This window comes from Clostridium zeae, assembly GCF_017312485.1.
Classification (GTDB): Bacteria; Bacillota; Clostridia; order Clostridiales; family Clostridiaceae; genus Clostridium_AR; species Clostridium_AR zeae.
In genome coordinates this window covers 17,282-34,726 of record NZ_BMBA01000005.1, presented here as the reverse complement: position 1 = coordinate 34,726, position 17,445 = coordinate 17,282, and the positions used below count along the sequence as shown (strand labels likewise).

The 17,445-nt window shown below is 30.2% G+C and carries 20 protein-coding genes; 3 read left to right on the top strand and 17 right to left on the bottom strand.

Features of this window, described 5'->3' with window-relative positions:
- Positions 1-62: 62 nt before the first annotated feature.
- From J3477_RS19345 to J3477_RS19290, 12 genes are all read right to left on the bottom strand, one after another.
- Positions 63-1,400: a replicative DNA helicase gene (locus J3477_RS19345; RefSeq protein WP_206871579.1), complete on the bottom strand. Its 1,338-nt coding sequence runs from the start codon at positions 1,398-1,400 to the stop codon at positions 63-65.
- Between the two features lie 156 nt (positions 1,401-1,556).
- Positions 1,557-3,458: a Lon family ATP-dependent protease gene (lonC, locus tag J3477_RS19340; protein ID WP_206871578.1), complete on the bottom strand. Its 1,902-nt coding sequence runs from the start codon at positions 3,456-3,458 to the stop codon at positions 1,557-1,559.
- Positions 3,459-3,472: 14 nt separating this feature from the next.
- Entirely contained in the window at positions 3,473-3,919 is a 447-nt protein-coding gene (gene rplI / locus J3477_RS19335; protein WP_206871577.1) for a 50S ribosomal protein L9, read from the bottom strand.
- 1 nt (position 3,920) lies between these two features.
- Positions 3,921-5,900 carry a DHH family phosphoesterase gene (locus tag J3477_RS19330; protein WP_228731323.1) on the bottom strand — a complete coding sequence of 660 codons (1,980 nt, stop codon included), beginning with the start codon at positions 5,898-5,900 and terminating at the stop codon, positions 3,921-3,923.
- Between the two features lie 33 nt (positions 5,901-5,933).
- Positions 5,934-6,929 (bottom strand): YybS family protein, encoded by a 996-nt coding sequence (locus J3477_RS19325; RefSeq protein ID WP_206871576.1) that lies wholly within the window; start codon positions 6,927-6,929, stop codon positions 5,934-5,936.
- 16 nt (positions 6,930-6,945) lie between these two features.
- On the bottom strand, positions 6,946-7,263 hold the full coding sequence (locus tag J3477_RS19320) for a MazG-like family protein (RefSeq protein WP_183279559.1): 318 nt from the start codon (positions 7,261-7,263) through the stop codon (positions 6,946-6,948).
- Positions 7,264-7,672: 409 nt separating this feature from the next.
- Positions 7,673-7,909, bottom strand: a complete 237-nt coding sequence (rpsR, locus tag J3477_RS19315) for a 30S ribosomal protein S18 (protein WP_183279878.1) — start codon at positions 7,907-7,909, stop codon at positions 7,673-7,675.
- A 49-nt stretch (positions 7,910-7,958) separates the two neighbouring features.
- Entirely contained in the window at positions 7,959-8,408 is a 450-nt protein-coding gene (locus J3477_RS19310; RefSeq protein ID WP_206871575.1) for a single-stranded DNA-binding protein, read from the bottom strand.
- Positions 8,409-8,423: 15 nt separating this feature from the next.
- Complete coding sequence (gene rpsF, locus J3477_RS19305; RefSeq protein WP_183279561.1) at positions 8,424-8,711, bottom strand: 30S ribosomal protein S6; 288 nt, start codon at positions 8,709-8,711, stop codon at positions 8,424-8,426.
- A gap of 108 nt (positions 8,712-8,819) precedes the next feature.
- The gene (locus J3477_RS19300; protein ID WP_183279562.1) at positions 8,820-9,014 is read right to left on the bottom strand and encodes a DUF951 domain-containing protein; all 195 of its coding nucleotides are present in this window, start codon (positions 9,012-9,014) and stop codon (positions 8,820-8,822) included.
- A gap of 40 nt (positions 9,015-9,054) precedes the next feature.
- Positions 9,055-9,951 (bottom strand): mechanosensitive ion channel family protein, encoded by an 897-nt coding sequence (locus J3477_RS19295; RefSeq protein WP_228731322.1) that lies wholly within the window; start codon positions 9,949-9,951, stop codon positions 9,055-9,057.
- 14 nt (positions 9,952-9,965) lie between these two features.
- Positions 9,966-10,238 carry a putative Se/S carrier protein gene (locus J3477_RS19290; RefSeq protein ID WP_228731321.1) on the bottom strand — a complete coding sequence of 91 codons (273 nt, stop codon included), beginning with the start codon at positions 10,236-10,238 and terminating at the stop codon, positions 9,966-9,968.
- A 512-nt stretch (positions 10,239-10,750) separates the two neighbouring features.
- On the opposite strand from J3477_RS19290, the gene J3477_RS19285 reads away from it, so the two are divergent.
- Genes J3477_RS19285 through yyaC form a run of 3 tightly spaced genes read left to right on the top strand, consistent with a single transcriptional unit; the run spans position 10,751 to position 13,612 of the window.
- The gene (locus J3477_RS19285; protein ID WP_206871574.1) at positions 10,751-11,908 is read left to right on the top strand and encodes an aminotransferase class V-fold PLP-dependent enzyme; all 1,158 of its coding nucleotides are present in this window, start codon (positions 10,751-10,753) and stop codon (positions 11,906-11,908) included.
- The gene (ytvI, locus tag J3477_RS19280) at positions 11,908-12,966 is read left to right on the top strand and encodes a sporulation integral membrane protein YtvI (protein WP_206871573.1); all 1,059 of its coding nucleotides are present in this window, start codon (positions 11,908-11,910) and stop codon (positions 12,964-12,966) included. Before J3477_RS19285 ends, ytvI begins: the two co-directional genes overlap by 1 nt.
- A 49-nt stretch (positions 12,967-13,015) precedes the next feature.
- The gene (gene yyaC, locus J3477_RS19275; protein WP_206871572.1) at positions 13,016-13,612 is read left to right on the top strand and encodes a spore protease YyaC; all 597 of its coding nucleotides are present in this window, start codon (positions 13,016-13,018) and stop codon (positions 13,610-13,612) included.
- 3 nt (positions 13,613-13,615) lie between these two features.
- On the opposite strand, the gene J3477_RS19270 is transcribed toward yyaC, so the two are convergent.
- From J3477_RS19270 to noc, 5 genes are all read right to left on the bottom strand, one after another.
- Positions 13,616-13,864, bottom strand: coding sequence for a YkuS family protein (locus J3477_RS19270; RefSeq protein ID WP_206871571.1), 249 nt, complete (start codon positions 13,862-13,864; stop codon positions 13,616-13,618).
- A gap of 144 nt (positions 13,865-14,008) precedes the next feature.
- Entirely contained in the window at positions 14,009-14,518 is a 510-nt protein-coding gene (locus J3477_RS19265; protein WP_206871570.1) for a DUF4446 family protein, read from the bottom strand.
- Positions 14,519-14,566: 48 nt separating this feature from the next.
- Positions 14,567-15,427 carry a ParB/RepB/Spo0J family partition protein gene (locus tag J3477_RS19260; protein WP_206871569.1) on the bottom strand — a complete coding sequence of 287 codons (861 nt, stop codon included), beginning with the start codon at positions 15,425-15,427 and terminating at the stop codon, positions 14,567-14,569.
- A 5-nt stretch (positions 15,428-15,432) separates the two neighbouring features.
- The gene (locus J3477_RS19255) at positions 15,433-16,200 is read right to left on the bottom strand and encodes a ParA family protein (RefSeq protein WP_183279569.1); all 768 of its coding nucleotides are present in this window, start codon (positions 16,198-16,200) and stop codon (positions 15,433-15,435) included.
- 365 nt (positions 16,201-16,565) lie between these two features.
- Complete coding sequence (noc, locus tag J3477_RS19250) at positions 16,566-17,351, bottom strand: nucleoid occlusion protein (protein ID WP_183279570.1); 786 nt, start codon at positions 17,349-17,351, stop codon at positions 16,566-16,568.
- Positions 17,352-17,445 lie beyond the last annotated feature (94 nt).

Below are 17,445 nucleotides of genomic sequence, written 5' to 3'. Positions count from 1 at the left end.
CCTCTCGTTTTTATTTCTTATATAATTTATTATATATTTATAATAAAAATATTAAACATTAATTAATGAACTACATCCAGATTACCAAACTTACTATATTGACCAAGCCACGCAAGCTTAACTGCACCAACTTCACCATTTCTATGTTTAGCGATTATGCATTCACCAATATTTTTATCATCAGTTTCTTTGTTATAATATTCATCTCTATATAAAAACATAACTAAGTCAGCATCCTGTTCTATTGAACCAGATTCTCTAAGGTCAGATAACATCGGTCTGTGATCTGCTCTTTGTTCAGGTGCACGAGATAACTGAGATAAAGCTATAACTGGACATTGCATCTCTTTAGCTAAGGCTTTTATACTTCTTGATATTTCTGAAACTTCTTGTTGTCTACTTTCCCCAGATGTGCTGCTTCCACTCATAAGCTGAAGGTAATCTATCATTATCAAATCTATACCATACTCCATCTTAAGTCTTCTGCATTTCGATCTCATTTCCATTACAGTTACACCAGCTGTATCATCTATATATATCTTAGCTGAAGATAACGGACCCGCTGCTCTAGCTATATTTTCCCAATCCTTATCCTCTAAATTACCTGTTCTAAGACTAACCATATCGACGTTTGCTTCAGAACACAAAAGCTTGTAAGCTAATTGTTCCTTAGGCATTTCTAAAGAAAATATAACTACACTTTTACCTTCTCTAAGAGCAGCATGTTCACATATATTAAGAGCAAACGTAGTTTTTCCCATTGAAGGTCTTGCTGCTATTAGAACCATGTCTCCTTTTTGGAAACCTGAAGTTTTAGAATCTAAATCAACAAATCCAGAGGCTACTCCAGTTAAAGCGCCCTTGTCATTAAAAAGTCTTTCAATTTCTGCAAAACCTCTTTCAAGTATGGCACTTAACGATTCAAAGTCTCCAGTATTTCTTTTCTCTCCTATTTCGAAGACTCTCTTTTCAGCTGAGTCTACTACCTTTTCAACATTATCCTGTCCATTATAGCAATCCTCTATTGTCTCAGTAGAAGACCTTATTAATTTTCTTAAAGTAGCCTTCTCAGACACTATTTTTATGTAAGAACTCAAGTTAGCAGTAGTCGGTACAGAACCACTCATTTCAGTTACATAAGTCATACCCCCTGCTTTTTCTAACCTGTCTGTGGCCTTCAAATATTCTAATAGAGTTACCAAATCAATAGGTTGATCTTTTTGGATCATCTCAGATATACTTAAAAAAATAACCTTATGGGCTTCCCTATAAAAGTCATCAGGTGTTAATGCTTCTGCAGCCTGAACTATTGCTTGCCTATCGATTATCATAGAGCCAAGTACTGATTGTTCAGCTTCTATGCTCTGTGGTAAACTCCTCATGATAGGTGTATTATCCATATGATTCGCTCCTTCTCCATTATATTTGCATATAATATTATGAATTTCTTTTAATAATTAATCAACACATTTATGAAAATAAATACTTCTTTAATTAATAAAAATAAGGCTGCACATAATGCATCATTATACATTATGGACAGCCTCATAGCTTTATTATACTTCGAAAACTATTTCCATAAGCGATTCTATAGTTTCAACAGCTTTTACTTCTATATCCTTTAAGCCTAGAGGCACTTCTTTTTCATTGTCTTTAGGAACTACCACTAGCTTTATTCCTTTTCTTCTAGCTCCATATACCTTTTCAAATATTCCACCTACAGGTTTAACTTTCCCTCTAAGTGATATCTCTCCAGTAACAGCTATATCTTGTCTTATAGGCTTATTAAGCAAAGCACTAATTATACATACAGTTATAGCGGCTCCTGCTGAAGGACCATCAATATTTCCTCCACCAATTACATTTACATGTATGTCATAATCCTTAATATCTATATCAGTTATCTTTCTTATAACTGATGCAGCATTAAATACTGAATCCTTTGCCATAGAACCAGCAGTTTCATTAAACCTAACTTGTCCAGTTCCTTTATCCTTGGCCTCAAAAACAGTTGCTTCTATCTCTATGGTAGAACCCAAAAATCCTGATACGCCTAAACCATATATATGTCCTATTTCTGATTTTGTATCACTATCAACTCTTTCATAAGGTATATATCTACCTATAGATATTACTTCCTCTACATCTTTTAATGTAACAGTGACCTTTTCAGGAACATTGTCCTTAAAATTATATAAAGCATATCCATAAGCGTCAGCAAGTATGTTTACAGCCTTTCTGCCTTCAATAGTATATCTTGATATTAGTTCATCTACACCTTCCTCAAGAGCAACTTGAAGCTTGTCAGCAGCATCTGTTATTATAACTTTAATATCTGAAACAGTAAGAGGTTCAAAATAAACTTCTGTACATCTTGATCTTAAAGCTGGATTTATGTCACCAGGATCTCTTGTTGTTGCTCCAATTAGCACAAAATCTGCTGGTGCTCCATTCTCAAATAGATACTTAATATATTTTGGAGTATTTTCGTCATCTGGATCATAGTATGATGAAGAGAATTCAACTCTTTTATCTTCTAAAACTTTTAAAAGCTTATTTTGGAGAATATCATCTAATTCTCCTATTTCGTCTATGAATAAAACTCCTCCGTGTGCATCTGTTACTAGACCAGGTTTTGGCTCTGGTACTCCTACTTCAGCTAAATCTCTTTTACTTCCTTGGTATATAGGATCATGCACCGAACCTAATAATGGATTTGTTATTTCTCTTGGATCCCATCTTAAGGTTGTACCATCTACCTCTACAAAATTAGACTTATCATTAAATGGTGTAAAGCTAAGCTTTTTGGCTTCTTCTAATGCCAATCTAGCTGCAGTTGTTTTACCTACTCCTGGAGGCCCGTACAATATAATATGCTGAGGATATGGTGAAGCTAGTTTAGAAATTAGTGATTTTATAGCTCTTTCTTGTCCAATAACTTCATCAAACGAAGATGGTCTAACTAAACTCATTATATTCTTGTTAGGCACCTTTGCATCCAAGGTTTCAAATTGAGCGTACTTCTTTAAGGTCTTTGCATTTTCAGGGCCTTTTTGTTTTCTTATAATTCCAAGCTTCATCTCATCGATATACTTGTCCTGTTTGTCCATGATAGCATCTTGAACTTGTTCTTCAATTCTACTTTGAATATACTTTCTTGCTAGCTCTTCTGAAAGCCATCCATATGTATCCTCTAAAGCTTCATGTAAATTAGCTTCAGATGGTACGGTTTTTAACCCCTTACCATCTGAAACTATCTTATTTAATGCATATAATCTATCGTAAACATTTTTTGACTTAACATATTTATTTAATTTGTGTCTTACGGTTCTTGCTCTAACAGCACCTTCATCAAGAACATTCTTTGCAACTTCAAAAAGAACACTAACTTGTGATTCTAAGTTCATTCCGCTCTTGAATATATCTTGTAAAACATCTATATCATTTTGTGATTTCAAACTATAACTCCTCCTTATACTTGTGGAGCAATAACAACCTTCATCTTAGTGCTAACTTCTGGATATAATTTCACTTCTATATCATAAGTTCCAGCTAGCTTTAATGTTTCCATGACTATTTTTTTCTTATCAATTGTCACGTTATACTGCTTCTTTATTAATTCAGCTACATCTTTGCTAGTTATAGCTCCAAATAGTCTTCCACTATCGCCTGTTTTTGCTACAATTTTTACTTCTTTATTTTTAAGTTCATCTGCTAACTTTTGAGCCTCTTCTATTTCAGCAAGTTTCTTTCTTCTCTCAGTTTCTTTCTTCGCATTTAATACATGAAGATTTGAATCATTTGCTTGTTCTGCTAGATTTCTAGGAAACAAGTAGTTTCTAGCGTATCCATCTGATGCCTCTATAACATCACCTTTCTTACCTAACTTCTTAACATCTTGCAATAATATAACTTTCATTTTATTCACCTTCCCTTAAATTTTCTGATATAGCCTTTTGTAATATTTTTTTTGCATCCTCTATAGCTACATCCGTTAGCTTAGCACCTGCCATAGTCATATGACCACCGCCTCCAAGGGATTCTAAAATAATCTGAACATTAACATCACCTAAGGATCTTCCACTTATGTGAATGTCTCTATCTATTTTAACAAAAACAAAGGAGGCTTGAATACCTGTAATATTTAGTAAATCATCCGCAACTTGTGCAGCTATTACAGTTTGTGTTACATTTGGTGGACATACGGCAATAGCTATATTATTTACCACCTCAGCAGATCTTATAGCTTCTGCTTTTTGGATATAACTCTTTAAGTCATTACTAAAGAATCTCTTTATATCAACTGTATCTGCTCCAGCTCTTCTAAGAAAAGATGCAGCTTCAAAAGTTCTTACACCTGTCTTAAACACAAAATTCTTTGTATCCATAGCTATACCTGCAAGAAGTGCTTCAGCTTCAAGTTGGTGTAACTTTGGTTTTTCAAGCATATATTGAACAATTTCAGTAACTAACTCTGATGTTGATGATGCGTATACTTCAATATAAGTTAGAAGAGCTCCTTCTATAAAATCAGGACTTCTCCTATGATGATCAATTATAACAATTTTCTTACTTTTTTCATATATATTTTTATCTAGAACATATCCTTTGCTATGTACATCAACAATTATAAGCAAAGTATCATCATCTATCGTATTTGCTGCAGACTCTGAGTTAATAAATACATCATCATAGTCTTTTATTTGCTTTATCTTATCTAGGAAACCATCAATAGCTCTATTATCATTATTAAGAACAATATTGCATTGCTTTCCTAATTGACGTATCACTGCAGCGATCCCTACCGCAGCGCCAAAGCAATCCATATCAGGATTCTTATGTCCCATTATATAAACTTTACTACTTTCATATATTAAATCTTTTAATGCATGACCAACAACTCTAGCTCTAACTCTGGTCCTCTTTTCTAATTCCTTTTTATTACCACCAAAGAAGGCAAGTTTTTCTCCTTTTTTTACTACAGCCTGATCTCCACCCCTTCCAAGGGCTAGTTCTTTTGCAGTAATTGCATACGCATGATTTTGGGCTGGTGAGTTTCCTCCCCTTCCAACTCCAATACTTAGAGTAACTTCCATCTTATTTCCTAAATTTATTTCTCTTACCTTATCTAGTATATCAAACTTTGTGTTAATTTGAGAATCTATATTATAATCAGGAACCGAAAGAACATATTTATTGTTATCATATTTTCTTATCATAGCATTAAGTGCTTGAGCATATAAATTTATATTTTTCTCTACCTCTGCTATAAGAAAAGGCCCATTATTCTCTTCTGTCATCTTTACAACTTCACTTAAATTATCAACTTCTATAAGCATTACACTTTCCTTAGTGGCTTCTGTTATATTAGTTATATCATTAAAGTAAACTAAGTGTATATTCTCATTATCGTCTATCTTTAAACTCCTTGAATAAATCTCATATATGCGTTTATTCAATTTTGCTTTATAGGAAATTCCATTAGACAATTTCGTTATTTCATCAAGTTCCAATCCCCTTACGATGGATGAAATAACTTCTCCGTTATAATTAATTGATTCAAAGCTATCTTCAAATATTTTATTATGCCAAATAACTTCTCCATTTTCTTTTATAATTACTAATGGATATATCTGTAGCATCATAGTTTCTCTCACAAAATCTTCAACTATATACGTAATGTTTATCTCTTTAGATTCTACATTTTCATCATTATAATCTTGATCTTTATTTTCCGATTTAAAATTATTATTAAAACAATAAATAGTTAATGCTACTGTTATTAGCAAGAGAACATAAGCAAGATACATATAGCCTTGAAATAATATAATCAGAGATAGTATTATACAAATAATTATTGAAATCATGTAACTTGATTTAGTTATCTTAGAATTATTCATATTTTGATCTCCCCCTTAAAAATAATTTTAAGGCTATTTTTTTACAAATTTTTTCCTCAAGGCATTTCCAAGACTGTTTGGATCTAAACCTCTTATATCAAATACTAAATCTATTAGTCCAATATAAAAAGCAATACTTGAAACTCCTGAGAAGGCTATAAATATACATATAGCAATAGCAATTCCATTTTTTACATTAAGCTTAGTCTTTAAATAGTAGAATACAATAGACGTTCCTATAATTATTAATGTGAACTGCAATACGGTCATTGAACTAGTAAGTATATAATCCCCAATCATGAAGCCTCTAGACTTTAATATTATCCCTACACAGACGATAGAAATGATGAGTGCACCGACTCTATTATCTAGATACCAATTCATAAAATTTCTTATTGGGTCAAATTTGTGTCCAAATCTTTTTAGCATCTTTTTTGCTATTACATAGTTTAATAATGATATTATAACAGTGCAAGTAATTAATACTGCTGGAATCATAAACAAAACAGTATTCACATTAAGCTGCTGTATTTGTTGATATGCAGGGTTTGTGCTCATATCAATTCCTGCATTTTTATATATGTCTCCTGCCATTTTCATTTGATCTATCATCTGTTGAATCATTTGCACTAGACTTACGTTTGTTACCAATAATACTGTCAGATATAAGTTTATAATAATACCAACCAAATTAGCTATACTAGTTATAACTAAAGTAAGCGTTGATTTAAATCCTCTCGATATACAAAAACCTAATGATAGACCGGATACCCCATATAAAACAGCTGAAGCTATCGCTAATAAAGGGTTATAGAACATACTAATTAAAATAGTACTAACTATAACAGATAATATAGCAACTACCTTATTATGCCTTAAATATAATAATGTTATTGGTACTGGTAACACAAAGAAGCCAGCCATTCCTATTAGCGGAACATATGTAGTAATCATGAGGATTATAAATACGATTACTGACATCAATCCTGCTTCTACCGTAGATCTTGCTGTATACTTATTTTCTTTCATTGTTTTCCTCCAAAGGTTAATTTCTTTCTTTAAGATGGCTATGCAATCTACTTAAGTTTTTACCATCCTTTTCTATATTATCCCCCTCTACAATACCAATCTTAATTTTTTTCTTCATATCCTCATCTACTTCAATGAATGAATAACCTAATTTGTCTGCTAATAGATATAAAATTATTATTGCCCCGGAAATGCATTCTAATATAGCATCATGAGCAACGTTGCTTCCTTTAGTTAATAATCTAAAGAATTCTGCTATTATGCATAGTAGCTGGGCTTTTAAATCTTCTATAATTTTTATATCAGACATAATATTGAAATTATCTTTTTTCATCATATCAACCTCATATTCCTAACCTTTCATATATAATATATATTTTAATTTTTTTCTCATGGTATTTCAACCAAATATATCTAAAATACATGATTTATATACTTTTTTCTAAATCATCTGTATATTATTCTCTAATTATATTTATATTTAGCTGTTTTTATCTATTATATCGAAATTTACATATATTGATATATACTACTTCGTGCCATAATTTATATTCTCAGATTGAAATTGTGCACTATTAAATCATGCTTTATTTAGCAATATCATTTTAAACTTTATTCAAATAATTATAATAAGACTATCCAAAGTGATTGTTACTTTAAATAGTCCGATCCATATTATCGCTTAATTAACTTCTTATGATAAAAATAAAATCCCACAATATAAATTGTGGGATTTTAACTACTTATTCAGTAGTAAATGGTAATAATGCTATGTTTCTTGATCTCTTTATAGCATCAGTTAATTGTCTTTGGTGCTTAGCACATGTTCCTGAAATTCTTCTTGGAAGTATCTTTCCTCTTTCAGTTACATACTTTCTTAACTTATTGATGTCTTTATAATCTATAGAAGTAGCTTTTTCAACGCAAAATCCACAAACTTTTCTCTTGGATCTTCTCATTTTTCCGCCATTTCTCTTCATTCCACCATTATTATTATCTCTCACAACTTTCCCTCCTTACCTTTTAGAATTAGAATGGGATATCTCCATCATCTACGGGAGTCATATCCTCATCAAAGCTCATACCACCAAATGGATCATTTGACGGAGCTCCATATTCAGAACCGCCACCAAAATTATTGTTTCCTGATTGTGGGTTACCAGCTCCTTTTCCAAGGAATTGAACCTCATCAGCAACTACTTCAGTGACATATCTTTTTGAACCATCTTTGGCGTCATAACTTCTAGTTTGAATTCTACCGCTTATAGCCATTTGGCTACCTTTACTCATGTAATTGGCAGTAGATTCAGCTTGCTTTCCCCATACCACTACAGATATGAAGTCTGCTTCTCTTTGACCTGATTGACGATTAAACTTGTCAACGGCAAGAGTCAGAGTAGTAACCGCAGTTCCTGCTCCAGGTGTAAATCTAAGCTCAGGATCTTTTGTAAGTCTACCTATAAGAATAACTCTATTCATTTCTTATACCACCTCTTACTTTTCTTCCTTTACTATTATGTGTCTTAATACGCCATCAGTGATTCTGAATATTCTGTCTAACTCTCTTGGTAATTCTGGACCAGCTGTAAAGTTAATTAAAGTGTAGTAACCATCATTAACCTTTGATATTTCGTAAGCAAGCTTTCTCTTACCCCAAAAATCAACGTTATCGATAGTTCCGCCACCATTTTCAATTACACCTTTAAATTTTTCTATTGAAGCCTTAACAGCCTCTTCTTCAAATGTTGGATGTAATATAAATATAGTTTCGTACTTTCTCATCACATTCACCTCCTCCCTTTGGACTAACGGCAATGCATAGCATTGCAGGGATCCACAATGAAATATTATATCATTAGCTATAAAGCTTTGCAAGTTTTTTTATACCAATTAAGATATTTCATTTGATTTAACTACTTTCTTTATTCCCTTTTGAAACTTTTGTCTAGAAAGCATAACTATTCTTTCGCAACCTAAACACTTTATTTTTATATCAGCACCTAATCTAATAATTTCCCATTCATAACTTCCACAAGGGTGCTGTTTTCTCATCTCTACTACATCCCCTAAATTGAATACTTGCATATAGTTATTTCCTCCAAATATAAATTGTTAATAATCATTACTATTGTTCTCTTAATTTATTAGTTACCACATCCTGAACATTAAGATGTGGTATTTTTATTCCACGTCTATCAAATTCTAACTTTATTGCTTTTCTTAATTCTCTTTCAACAGCCCACTGCATCATTGATTTTGCTGATCCTAATACTCTTATAACTATTCCAGTTTGACTAAGTGAGGTTACCCCAACCACTTGGGGTTTATCAATTATATTATCATTATCTCTTGCGTAAGTATCGCAAACTTGATTTATAGTATCTATAGCCCTATCTACATTTTCATCATAACCAATTTCTATTTCAAGCATAACTCTCATATTTCCTCTAGAATGATTGGTTACAGTGCTTACAGTACCATTAGGTATAAGATGTACATCCCCTGAAAAATCTCTAAGCTTAGTTGTTCTTATCCCTATACTCTCTACAACGCCGCTAAAGGACCCTATAGTGACATATTCACTTACAGCATACTGATCTTCAAATAATATAAATACACCGTTTATTAGGTCTTTTACGATGCTCTGGGCACCAAAACCAACTGCAACTCCACCTATACTTGCAAAGGTAAGAGATATTCCATTGAATAAACCTGATAAAATACCTACTATTCCGAAAAAGTATACTGTATACTTTAATATACTCTTTAATAGCTCACCGATAGTGCTAGCTTTTTTTTCATCCATTGTGAATCTATGTTCACTTTCAATCTGCTTTTTTACGAACTTATCAATTATTGAATTTCCTATCCTTATAGATATGTACATAATAAATATTATAACTATGATAACAAATATTTTCCATAATATATTGTTTATTGTACTAAATGGTATTGACATATTAGCTATATTCAATCTTCCCTTATCGTAGTCTATAGAAAAAAGTGTGTCCATGGCTGCCATATATAATCACCTCATTACTTATATAATTTCAAACCTTCATCTCCTATTAAATAGATGCTTTTAAAGTTAATTTTATTATTTAATTCGCACTCAATTGCACTTAGTACTGTATCGCTAAGTTTTATACATATTCCACAACTTTGGGTTATATATGTTGGAGTAGGCATTACGACTACTTCTAAATCATTACTCTTAATAAATTTTTCTGCACCAATAGCATCATGTGTATTCTTAAAAACCATTATATATTCTTTCATAAAAATGTTAGCTTTATTAATATAAAGCATTCCCTCCTCTATTTATATAATTTTATAGTTATAGAATATAAACATATTAATATTAATCTAATAATATTGCTTAATCAATATGTTTAAATCTTGTTTTACTGTTAAAGATATAAATAATAGTGAATTTGTGCTTATGTTCAACTATAATAATTATTATATCTAATTAAATTGTTTTTTTCTGCATTTTTAGGAAATTACCATAGGCAGACTTATTATTTTAGTGCATTAATCTTATAATAAATTTATAATGTTATTTTTAATTAGATTTTTCTAGAGTTGAATTAGTTAAGACAATTTATTGATGTTTTAGTTGTACATCTTATCTATATAAGACTCTTCATATACTTAATGTATATTATATTGTTGTTTTTTATTCATTAACTAATTTAAATTATTGCAGTTTTTCCACGGTTATATTAATATTATTTAATAACAATTATTACAATAATTTTAAGTTTTTTACTTAATAATACTGTAATTAATTTATATATTTACAGCAAAGGATGATTATTATGAGTATTTATTTTGATAATGCTTCCACTAGCTTTCCAAAACCAGATACTGTAAGCAAATCAATTTATGATTTTATAGTATATAACGGAGGTAATGCGGGAAGAGGTGCATCAACTTCCTCTTTAAAAAGTAGCGAACTGGTTTATGAATGTAGAGAAGCTCTATGCAATTTTTTTAATTTTGATAAAACGGAAAATGTTATATTTACACAAAATATAACCTACTCTTTAAATATATTACTTTTAGGTGCTATAAAAGATGGTTGGCATATTATAACTTCATCAATGGAGCATAATTCTGTACTAAGGCCACTTACCATTTTAAAAAATCAGGGTAAAATACAGTTAGATATAGTGCAATGTGATGCAAATGGCATTATTAATGCAAATGATATTAAAAATCTAATAAAAGAAAATACAAAACTTATTGTGCTTTCTCATGCATCTAATGTAATTGGATCAATACAGCCTCTAGAATTAATTGGTAAAATATGTAAAAATAATAATATATTTTTTATTGTAGATTCTGCTCAATCTGCTGGAAGTACCTCTGTTGATTTTAAGTCATTAAACTGCGATGCTCTTGCTTTTACCGGGCATAAGGGGTTATTAGGACCTCAAGGAATAGGTGGATTTTTAATTAATGATAAATTAAATGAGGCTACTCTACCGACATTTACTGGTGGAACTGGCAGTATGTCTAGCTCCTTAATTTATCCCGATTATTTACCAGATAAATTTGAATGTGGAACACTTAATTTACCTGGAATTGTAGGACTAAAAGCAGCACTTGAATTTATACAAAATGTTGGCTTAGACACAATTCAGTATAAGGAATTAACGCTAACTAAGAGAATTTTGGAAATACTAAATAATTTTAAAGAAATTAATGTATATGGTTTTAAAGATACAGAAAAAATGAGAACTTCCACTATTTCATTTAATATCTTAAATAGAGATCCATCTGAGATATCATTTATTTTGGACAAACAATATGGAATAGTAACAAGAACAGGACTTCATTGTGCTCCGCTTGCTCATGAAACAATAGGTACTTATCCAACAGGAACTGTGAGGGTAAGCCTTGGTTATTTTAACAGCTTAGAAGATGCAGAAGCTCTTTATAAATCTATAAAAATTATTTTAGGAGGTTATTAATGCAAGATATTCAACAACGCCTTGAGAGATTGGCCATCTTTTTTGCGGTCTATACTCTATTCTTCTACTTATTTTTTTCTACACTTAAATATACACTACCTTTTGTTTTAGCAATAATATTTGCTCTAATACTTAGATCACCAACTAGATTTATGATAGAAAGACTTAAGTTAAAATCCTGGATAGCATCTATCTTAAGCACATTAGTATTTTTTGGAACAATAATATCACTAAATGTTATAATACTTACATCTTTAGTTAGTGAATTAATAGGATTAATAAAATACCTGCAGAAGCTTATATCAAACAATTCTTCTGACATATATAACTACTTTATGTCATTACAAAATTACCTGAGCAACTTAAATATTGATCCTACTATAATTGATACTATACAAAAAAATCTTTCTTCCTATGCTACTAAAATAATAAATCTTACAATTGGAGCTGGCTCTACTGTGGTACAAGGAACGCTAACAATTTTAGGTTATATACCGTATATTGGTATGGTTGTAATTTTCACTCTTATTACAACATATTTCTTTACCAAAAAAGTATCTACATCTAATACTTTAACATTAACTAATGTGATACCTAACAATAGTGATAAATTAATAACCATATTAAACCATGTAAGAAAAATGCTTAAGAATTACTTATTATCTTATCTATTTATAATATTTATTACCTTTATCTTTACTTTTATTGGTTTTACTATATTTAAAGTTCAATACAGTTTAGTTCTTAGTATTCTTTGTGCAGTTCTAGACTTACTTCCTGTAGTAGGCATGCCAATAATTTATTTTCCTTTGGCTTTAATGAATATAGTATCAAAAAATTATATAAACGGAATAGGGATACTAATACTTTACGCAATAGTATTTGTCGTAAGGCAAATAATAGAACCAAAGATAATGTCTTCTTCATTAGGTCTTAACCCATTAGCAGTTTTAGCTGCTATTTTCATCGGTATACAGATAGCTGGGATAAGTGGTATAATCTTTTGTATGTTTTTAGTTGTATTTTATGAAATTTTAAAAAAAGTAGACGTTCTATAGTATACGCACCTTCCTTATTGGTAATAATTCCAATATGGGAGGTGTTTTAATGTCAAATAAATTTACAATAGACTCTACAAATATTAGATCACCATTTCTTATAAGAGATTATCTATATGATGAACTTGCTCCGATTATTAAACAAAAAAGACCTATTATTTTTATATGTATAGGCACCGATAGGTCTACCGGTGATTCTTTAGGACCTCTTGTCGGAGAAAAATTAAAATATACGATTCAAAATGAAGTATACATCTACGGGAACTTAAAAGAGCCTGTTCATGCCAAAAATCTTAATTCAACTTTAGATGAAATAAACTGTAAATTCAACAATCCTTTTATTATCGCTATAGATGCTTGTCTTGGAGACTTAGATAATGTAGGCAAAATATATATTGATAAAAAACCTTTGCTTCCTGGAATTGCTGTGAATAAGAATCTTCCTCCAGTTGGAGATATCAGTATATTAGGCGTAGTAAATATTTCAGGTAGTCTAGAGTTTATGGTACTACAAAATACTAGACTATATACTGTTATGACAATTGCAGATGCTATTTCTCGTGGCATACATCATTGTATATTAAAATCTATTGGATTTAAAAAGAATCCAGTTGAAGCTAGAATAGAAAGTATACTTTCAAAATGACTACTATAAAATAGCTGAATATACTCTATTTATAAGTATATTTTCAATGTCATCCACATTCTTACTTCCACTATCTATTATTACTATACCTTCTGATTTGTAACTTTTACAAGATGGTAAATGAGAAAGATCTACTTCCTTTAAGTTGCAAATTATAGCATCGTACTGATCATTACATGTTACTATATTATAACCTCGTTTCTCTAATTGAGATTTTAGATTTTTTAATTCATCAGATATATACAAGTTCATATTTATCCCTCCTTAAATAATAGTTTACCATTACAACTTGTTTTTATTCTTGACGACTTAAATAATAAAAGGTGGTACCAATTAAATTAGTACCACCTTTTATTATTTAAGATATCTATTCTACACTGTGTTAATTCCATTTTTTTAATGTATATTTACATGATTAATTGCTTGGTTTAATACGGTTAGCTCTTCTTCAGACAAATCATATCTTGATATTCCTTTATCCACAGGCTTTGCGTATGTTGTGCTGTCATTTCTACTATATATTCCAGTTAAAATTATTCCATCATTATTATCATCTAAAATAGCAATAGAGAAACTTAAATCACTTCCTACATCTTCAAAAGCCTTATATCTTATCATAGAAACCTTTTGAACACATCCTTTCATTTTTTCCTCAATTACTGAGCAGTGTTCAAGAGCAGCTTCTGAAGTTTTATTTGCTTCATCAATTTTATCTAAATAGCTTATAACATGTTCTTCTAAATTTTTATTATTAACGCCTCTCATTAGTTTTCTATATTTCTTTTCGACTTTCGATAAAGATCTAAATAGAATAATAATTAAAATAAGCAATAGCAATATGATTGCAGAAAGCGCAATAACTATATATGGCATAAAATCTTGTATGTTACTTATTATAGTGTCCATTTCTAAGTCCCTTTCTAAAGTTATAATAAATGTTTCACGTGAAACATTTTATATATTTATAATTTCTAATATTCTTTGTAAGTCATCTTCAGAATAGTATTCTATTTCAATCTTACCTTTATTTTTCTTCGAGTTAATATTCACCTTAGTTCCAAAATAATTTTGTAACTGCTCTTGTATATCTTTATAATAAGGTATTAAAATTTCTTCATCATTCTTTTCTTCGACCTTATCAGCCTTACTCAAGTATGTTTTTATTAGCTTTTCTACATCCCTTACAGAAAGACTTTCATCTATTGCCTTTTGTGCTATTTCATATTGTTTATCTTTATCACCTATAGCTAATATGGCTCTTCCGTGACCCTCACTTAATACACCTTCTATTATATAGCTTTGAACTCTCTTATCTAAATTTAGTAATCTAATTGTATTCGATATAGCAGTTCTAGACTTCCCAATTCTTTCGCTAAGTTTTTCTTGGGTCAACGAAAATTCATGTAAAAGTCTTTCGTAGGCTTGAGCCTCTTCAATTGCATTAAGATCTTCTCTTTGTATATTTTCTATTAAAGAAATTTCTAATATTTCTTTATCATCAATATCCATAATTATTGCTGGGACTTCTTTTAGCATAAGCTGTTTTGCAGCTCTCCAACGTCTTTCTCCGGCTATTATAGTATAATTCTCATTTTCCTTTTTCAATATTAGAGGTTGAATTATGCCATGATTTCTAATTGATTCTGACAATTCATTAATCTTATCATTATCAAAATATCTTCTTGGTTGACTCTCGTTAGCTTTAATATTATTTAATGGAATCAGTGTAGCTGATTTATTAGCTATTTCTTCAGCATTATCATCTTCAGGAATTAATGCACCCAACCCTTTACCTAAACCAAATTTTTTGTTCATCTACATCACCCCTTCTGACGTTCGATAAATTCATTAGTTAATTGCTCGTACGCCTCAGCACCTTTACATTTTTCATCATATAGCATTATAGGAAGGCCAAATGAAGGTGCTTCTGCTAATCTTATGTTTCTCGGTATTGTTACTTTGTATACTTTATCTTTAAAATATTTCTCAACTTCTTTATAAACTTCATTACTTAAATTAGTTCTTGAATCGTACATTGTCATTATGACACCTTCAATTTCAAGATTTTTATTTAATGATTTCTTTACCAACTGTATAGTGTTTATAAGTTGTCCAACTCCTTCTAGAGCATAAAACTCACACTGAATAGGAATTAAAACTGAATCACATGAAGTAAGCGAATTTATTGTTAGAAATCCTAAAGAAGGAGGACAATCTATAAAAATGAAGTCAAAATCATCTTCTACTTCTCTTATTTTCTCCTGTAAAATTAATTCTCGTTTTTCTTTTTCTATAATTTCAACTTCTGCTCCTGCTAACTCCATTTTAGCTGGTGCTATGTATAAGTTTGAAACTAACTCACTTTGCTTAATTATTTCTCTTAATGATACGTCATTAGTTATTACATCATACATAGATTTCTCTAATTTTCTCTTATCAATTCCAAGCCCACTTGTAGTATTTCCTTGTGGATCTATATCGATAGCTAAAACCTTATATCCCAACATTGCTATGTACGAACAGAGATTTATATTTGTTGTAGTTTTACCTACCCCACCTTTTTGGTTAAATATACATATCTTTTTCATATTCAACTCTAAGTCATTATAACTTACGAGTCATCCACCTCCTTTCCTTTATATAAATATTATATATTTTAATGAAGAATAATTAAAGTAATTAATTATTAATTTTATTGTTTCACGTGAAACATTTATGAAAAATCGCAAAAAAACTTTTTAAAATCTTTCTATATCTACATTTGTTGAATTATATAATAACTATTTCGCTAAAGAATACTTCTTTTTACCATTAGCATACAAATTAACAGACAAAATAAATTATCTAAGTTCTATTAATTTAACATATTTACTTTTTGTTAAAAATAAAAAAGACTGATGCAAATAAACCAATTTAGTTTATTTCGTAACAGTCTTTTCTAAATCCAAATATATTATTTGGATGCATTTTTAGGTATATTTACGGTTATCTGAACATATTCACCACAATCTTTTGATTTATATTCAGCAGGTATTTTAAATTTATCAAACACTTGTTTTATAGAATTAACATATATTTTTGCAGAAAATACACCTGTCATTCTTTTCTTTCCTTCTTTTGATAGACTTTCACCAGCTAATTTTAAAAGTTCCTTATTAATCAAATCTTCTGTGTTTTTAACATTAAGACCTTGCTTTATAACTTTATTTATTATTTTTAGCTGCAATTCTTCGTTAGGTAAAGACAGTAATGCTCTTGCATGTCTTTCCGTTAAATTATTTGATATGCAAATATTTCTTACTTCGTTTCCTAACTTAAGAAGTCTTAGTTTATTTGCAATCGTTGATTGTTTCTTCCCTAATCTCTCAGCTAATTGTTCTTGAGTAAAGTGATGATCTTGAATTAAATTATAATATGCTTCTGCTTCTTCTAAAAAATTTAAATCTTCTCTTTGTAGATTCTCAAGTAGTGCAATTTCAGCTGACTCAGAATCTGTTATATCTACAACAGTACATGGTACCTCTTCAAGGTTAGCAAGCCTTGCTGCTCTCCATCGTCTTTCTCCTGCAACTAATTCGAAAATCTCACCTCTTACTCTAACAGTAAGCGGTTGAATTATACCATGTTCTCTAATAGATTGTGACAATTCTCCAAGAGCTTCTTCATTAAAGAATTTTCTTGGTTGATAAGTATTAGGAATTATTTTATCAATATTGACATGAACAATTTCTTTATGCATTTCCCATCCATCCTTACGAAAAAAGTTAAAATACACGTTATCCCATTATTTAACAAATTCTCTATAAAATACAAATATCCTTCTTTTTATATAT

Bases quoted from the DNA above. Each gene is read 5' to 3' on its own strand.
- J3477_RS19345 (WP_206871579.1), bottom strand. From the start codon at position 1,400: ATGGATAATACACCTATCATGAGGAGTTTACCACAGAGCATAGAAGCT.
- rplI (WP_206871577.1), bottom strand. From the start codon at position 3,919: ATGAAAGTTATATTATTGCAAGATGTTAAGAAGTTAGGTAAGAAAGGT.
- J3477_RS19330 (WP_228731323.1), bottom strand. From the start codon at position 5,900: ATGAATAATTCTAAGATAACTAAATCAAGTTACATGATTTCAATAATT.
- J3477_RS19325 (WP_206871576.1), bottom strand. From the start codon at position 6,929: ATGAAAGAAAATAAGTATACAGCAAGATCTACGGTAGAAGCAGGATTG.
- J3477_RS19320 (WP_183279559.1), bottom strand. From the start codon at position 7,263: ATGAAAAAAGATAATTTCAATATTATGTCTGATATAAAAATTATAGAA.
- rpsR (WP_183279878.1), bottom strand. From the start codon at position 7,909: ATGAAGAGAAATGGCGGAAAAATGAGAAGATCCAAGAGAAAAGTTTGT.
- J3477_RS19310 (WP_206871575.1), bottom strand. From the start codon at position 8,408: ATGAATAGAGTTATTCTTATAGGTAGACTTACAAAAGATCCTGAGCTT.
- rpsF (WP_183279561.1), bottom strand. From the start codon at position 8,711: ATGAGAAAGTACGAAACTATATTTATATTACATCCAACATTTGAAGAA.
- J3477_RS19300 (WP_183279562.1), bottom strand. From the start codon at position 9,014: ATGCAAGTATTCAATTTAGGGGATGTAGTAGAGATGAGAAAACAGCAC.
- J3477_RS19295 (WP_228731322.1), bottom strand. From the start codon at position 9,951: ATGGCAGCCATGGACACACTTTTTTCTATAGACTACGATAAGGGAAGA.
- J3477_RS19290 (WP_228731321.1), bottom strand. From the start codon at position 10,238: ATGCTTTATATTAATAAAGCTAACATTTTTATGAAAGAATATATAATG.
- J3477_RS19285 (WP_206871574.1), top strand. From the start codon at position 10,751: ATGAGTATTTATTTTGATAATGCTTCCACTAGCTTTCCAAAACCAGAT.
- ytvI (WP_206871573.1), top strand. From the start codon at position 11,908: ATGCAAGATATTCAACAACGCCTTGAGAGATTGGCCATCTTTTTTGCG.
- yyaC (WP_206871572.1), top strand. From the start codon at position 13,016: ATGTCAAATAAATTTACAATAGACTCTACAAATATTAGATCACCATTT.
- J3477_RS19270 (WP_206871571.1), bottom strand. From the start codon at position 13,864: ATGAACTTGTATATATCTGATGAATTAAAAAATCTAAAATCTCAATTA.
- J3477_RS19265 (WP_206871570.1), bottom strand. From the start codon at position 14,518: ATGGACACTATAATAAGTAACATACAAGATTTTATGCCATATATAGTT.
- J3477_RS19260 (WP_206871569.1), bottom strand. From the start codon at position 15,427: ATGAACAAAAAATTTGGTTTAGGTAAAGGGTTGGGTGCATTAATTCCT.
- J3477_RS19255 (WP_183279569.1), bottom strand. From the start codon at position 16,200: ATGAAAAAGATATGTATATTTAACCAAAAAGGTGGGGTAGGTAAAACT.
- noc (WP_183279570.1), bottom strand. From the start codon at position 17,351: ATGCATAAAGAAATTGTTCATGTCAATATTGATAAAATAATTCCTAAT.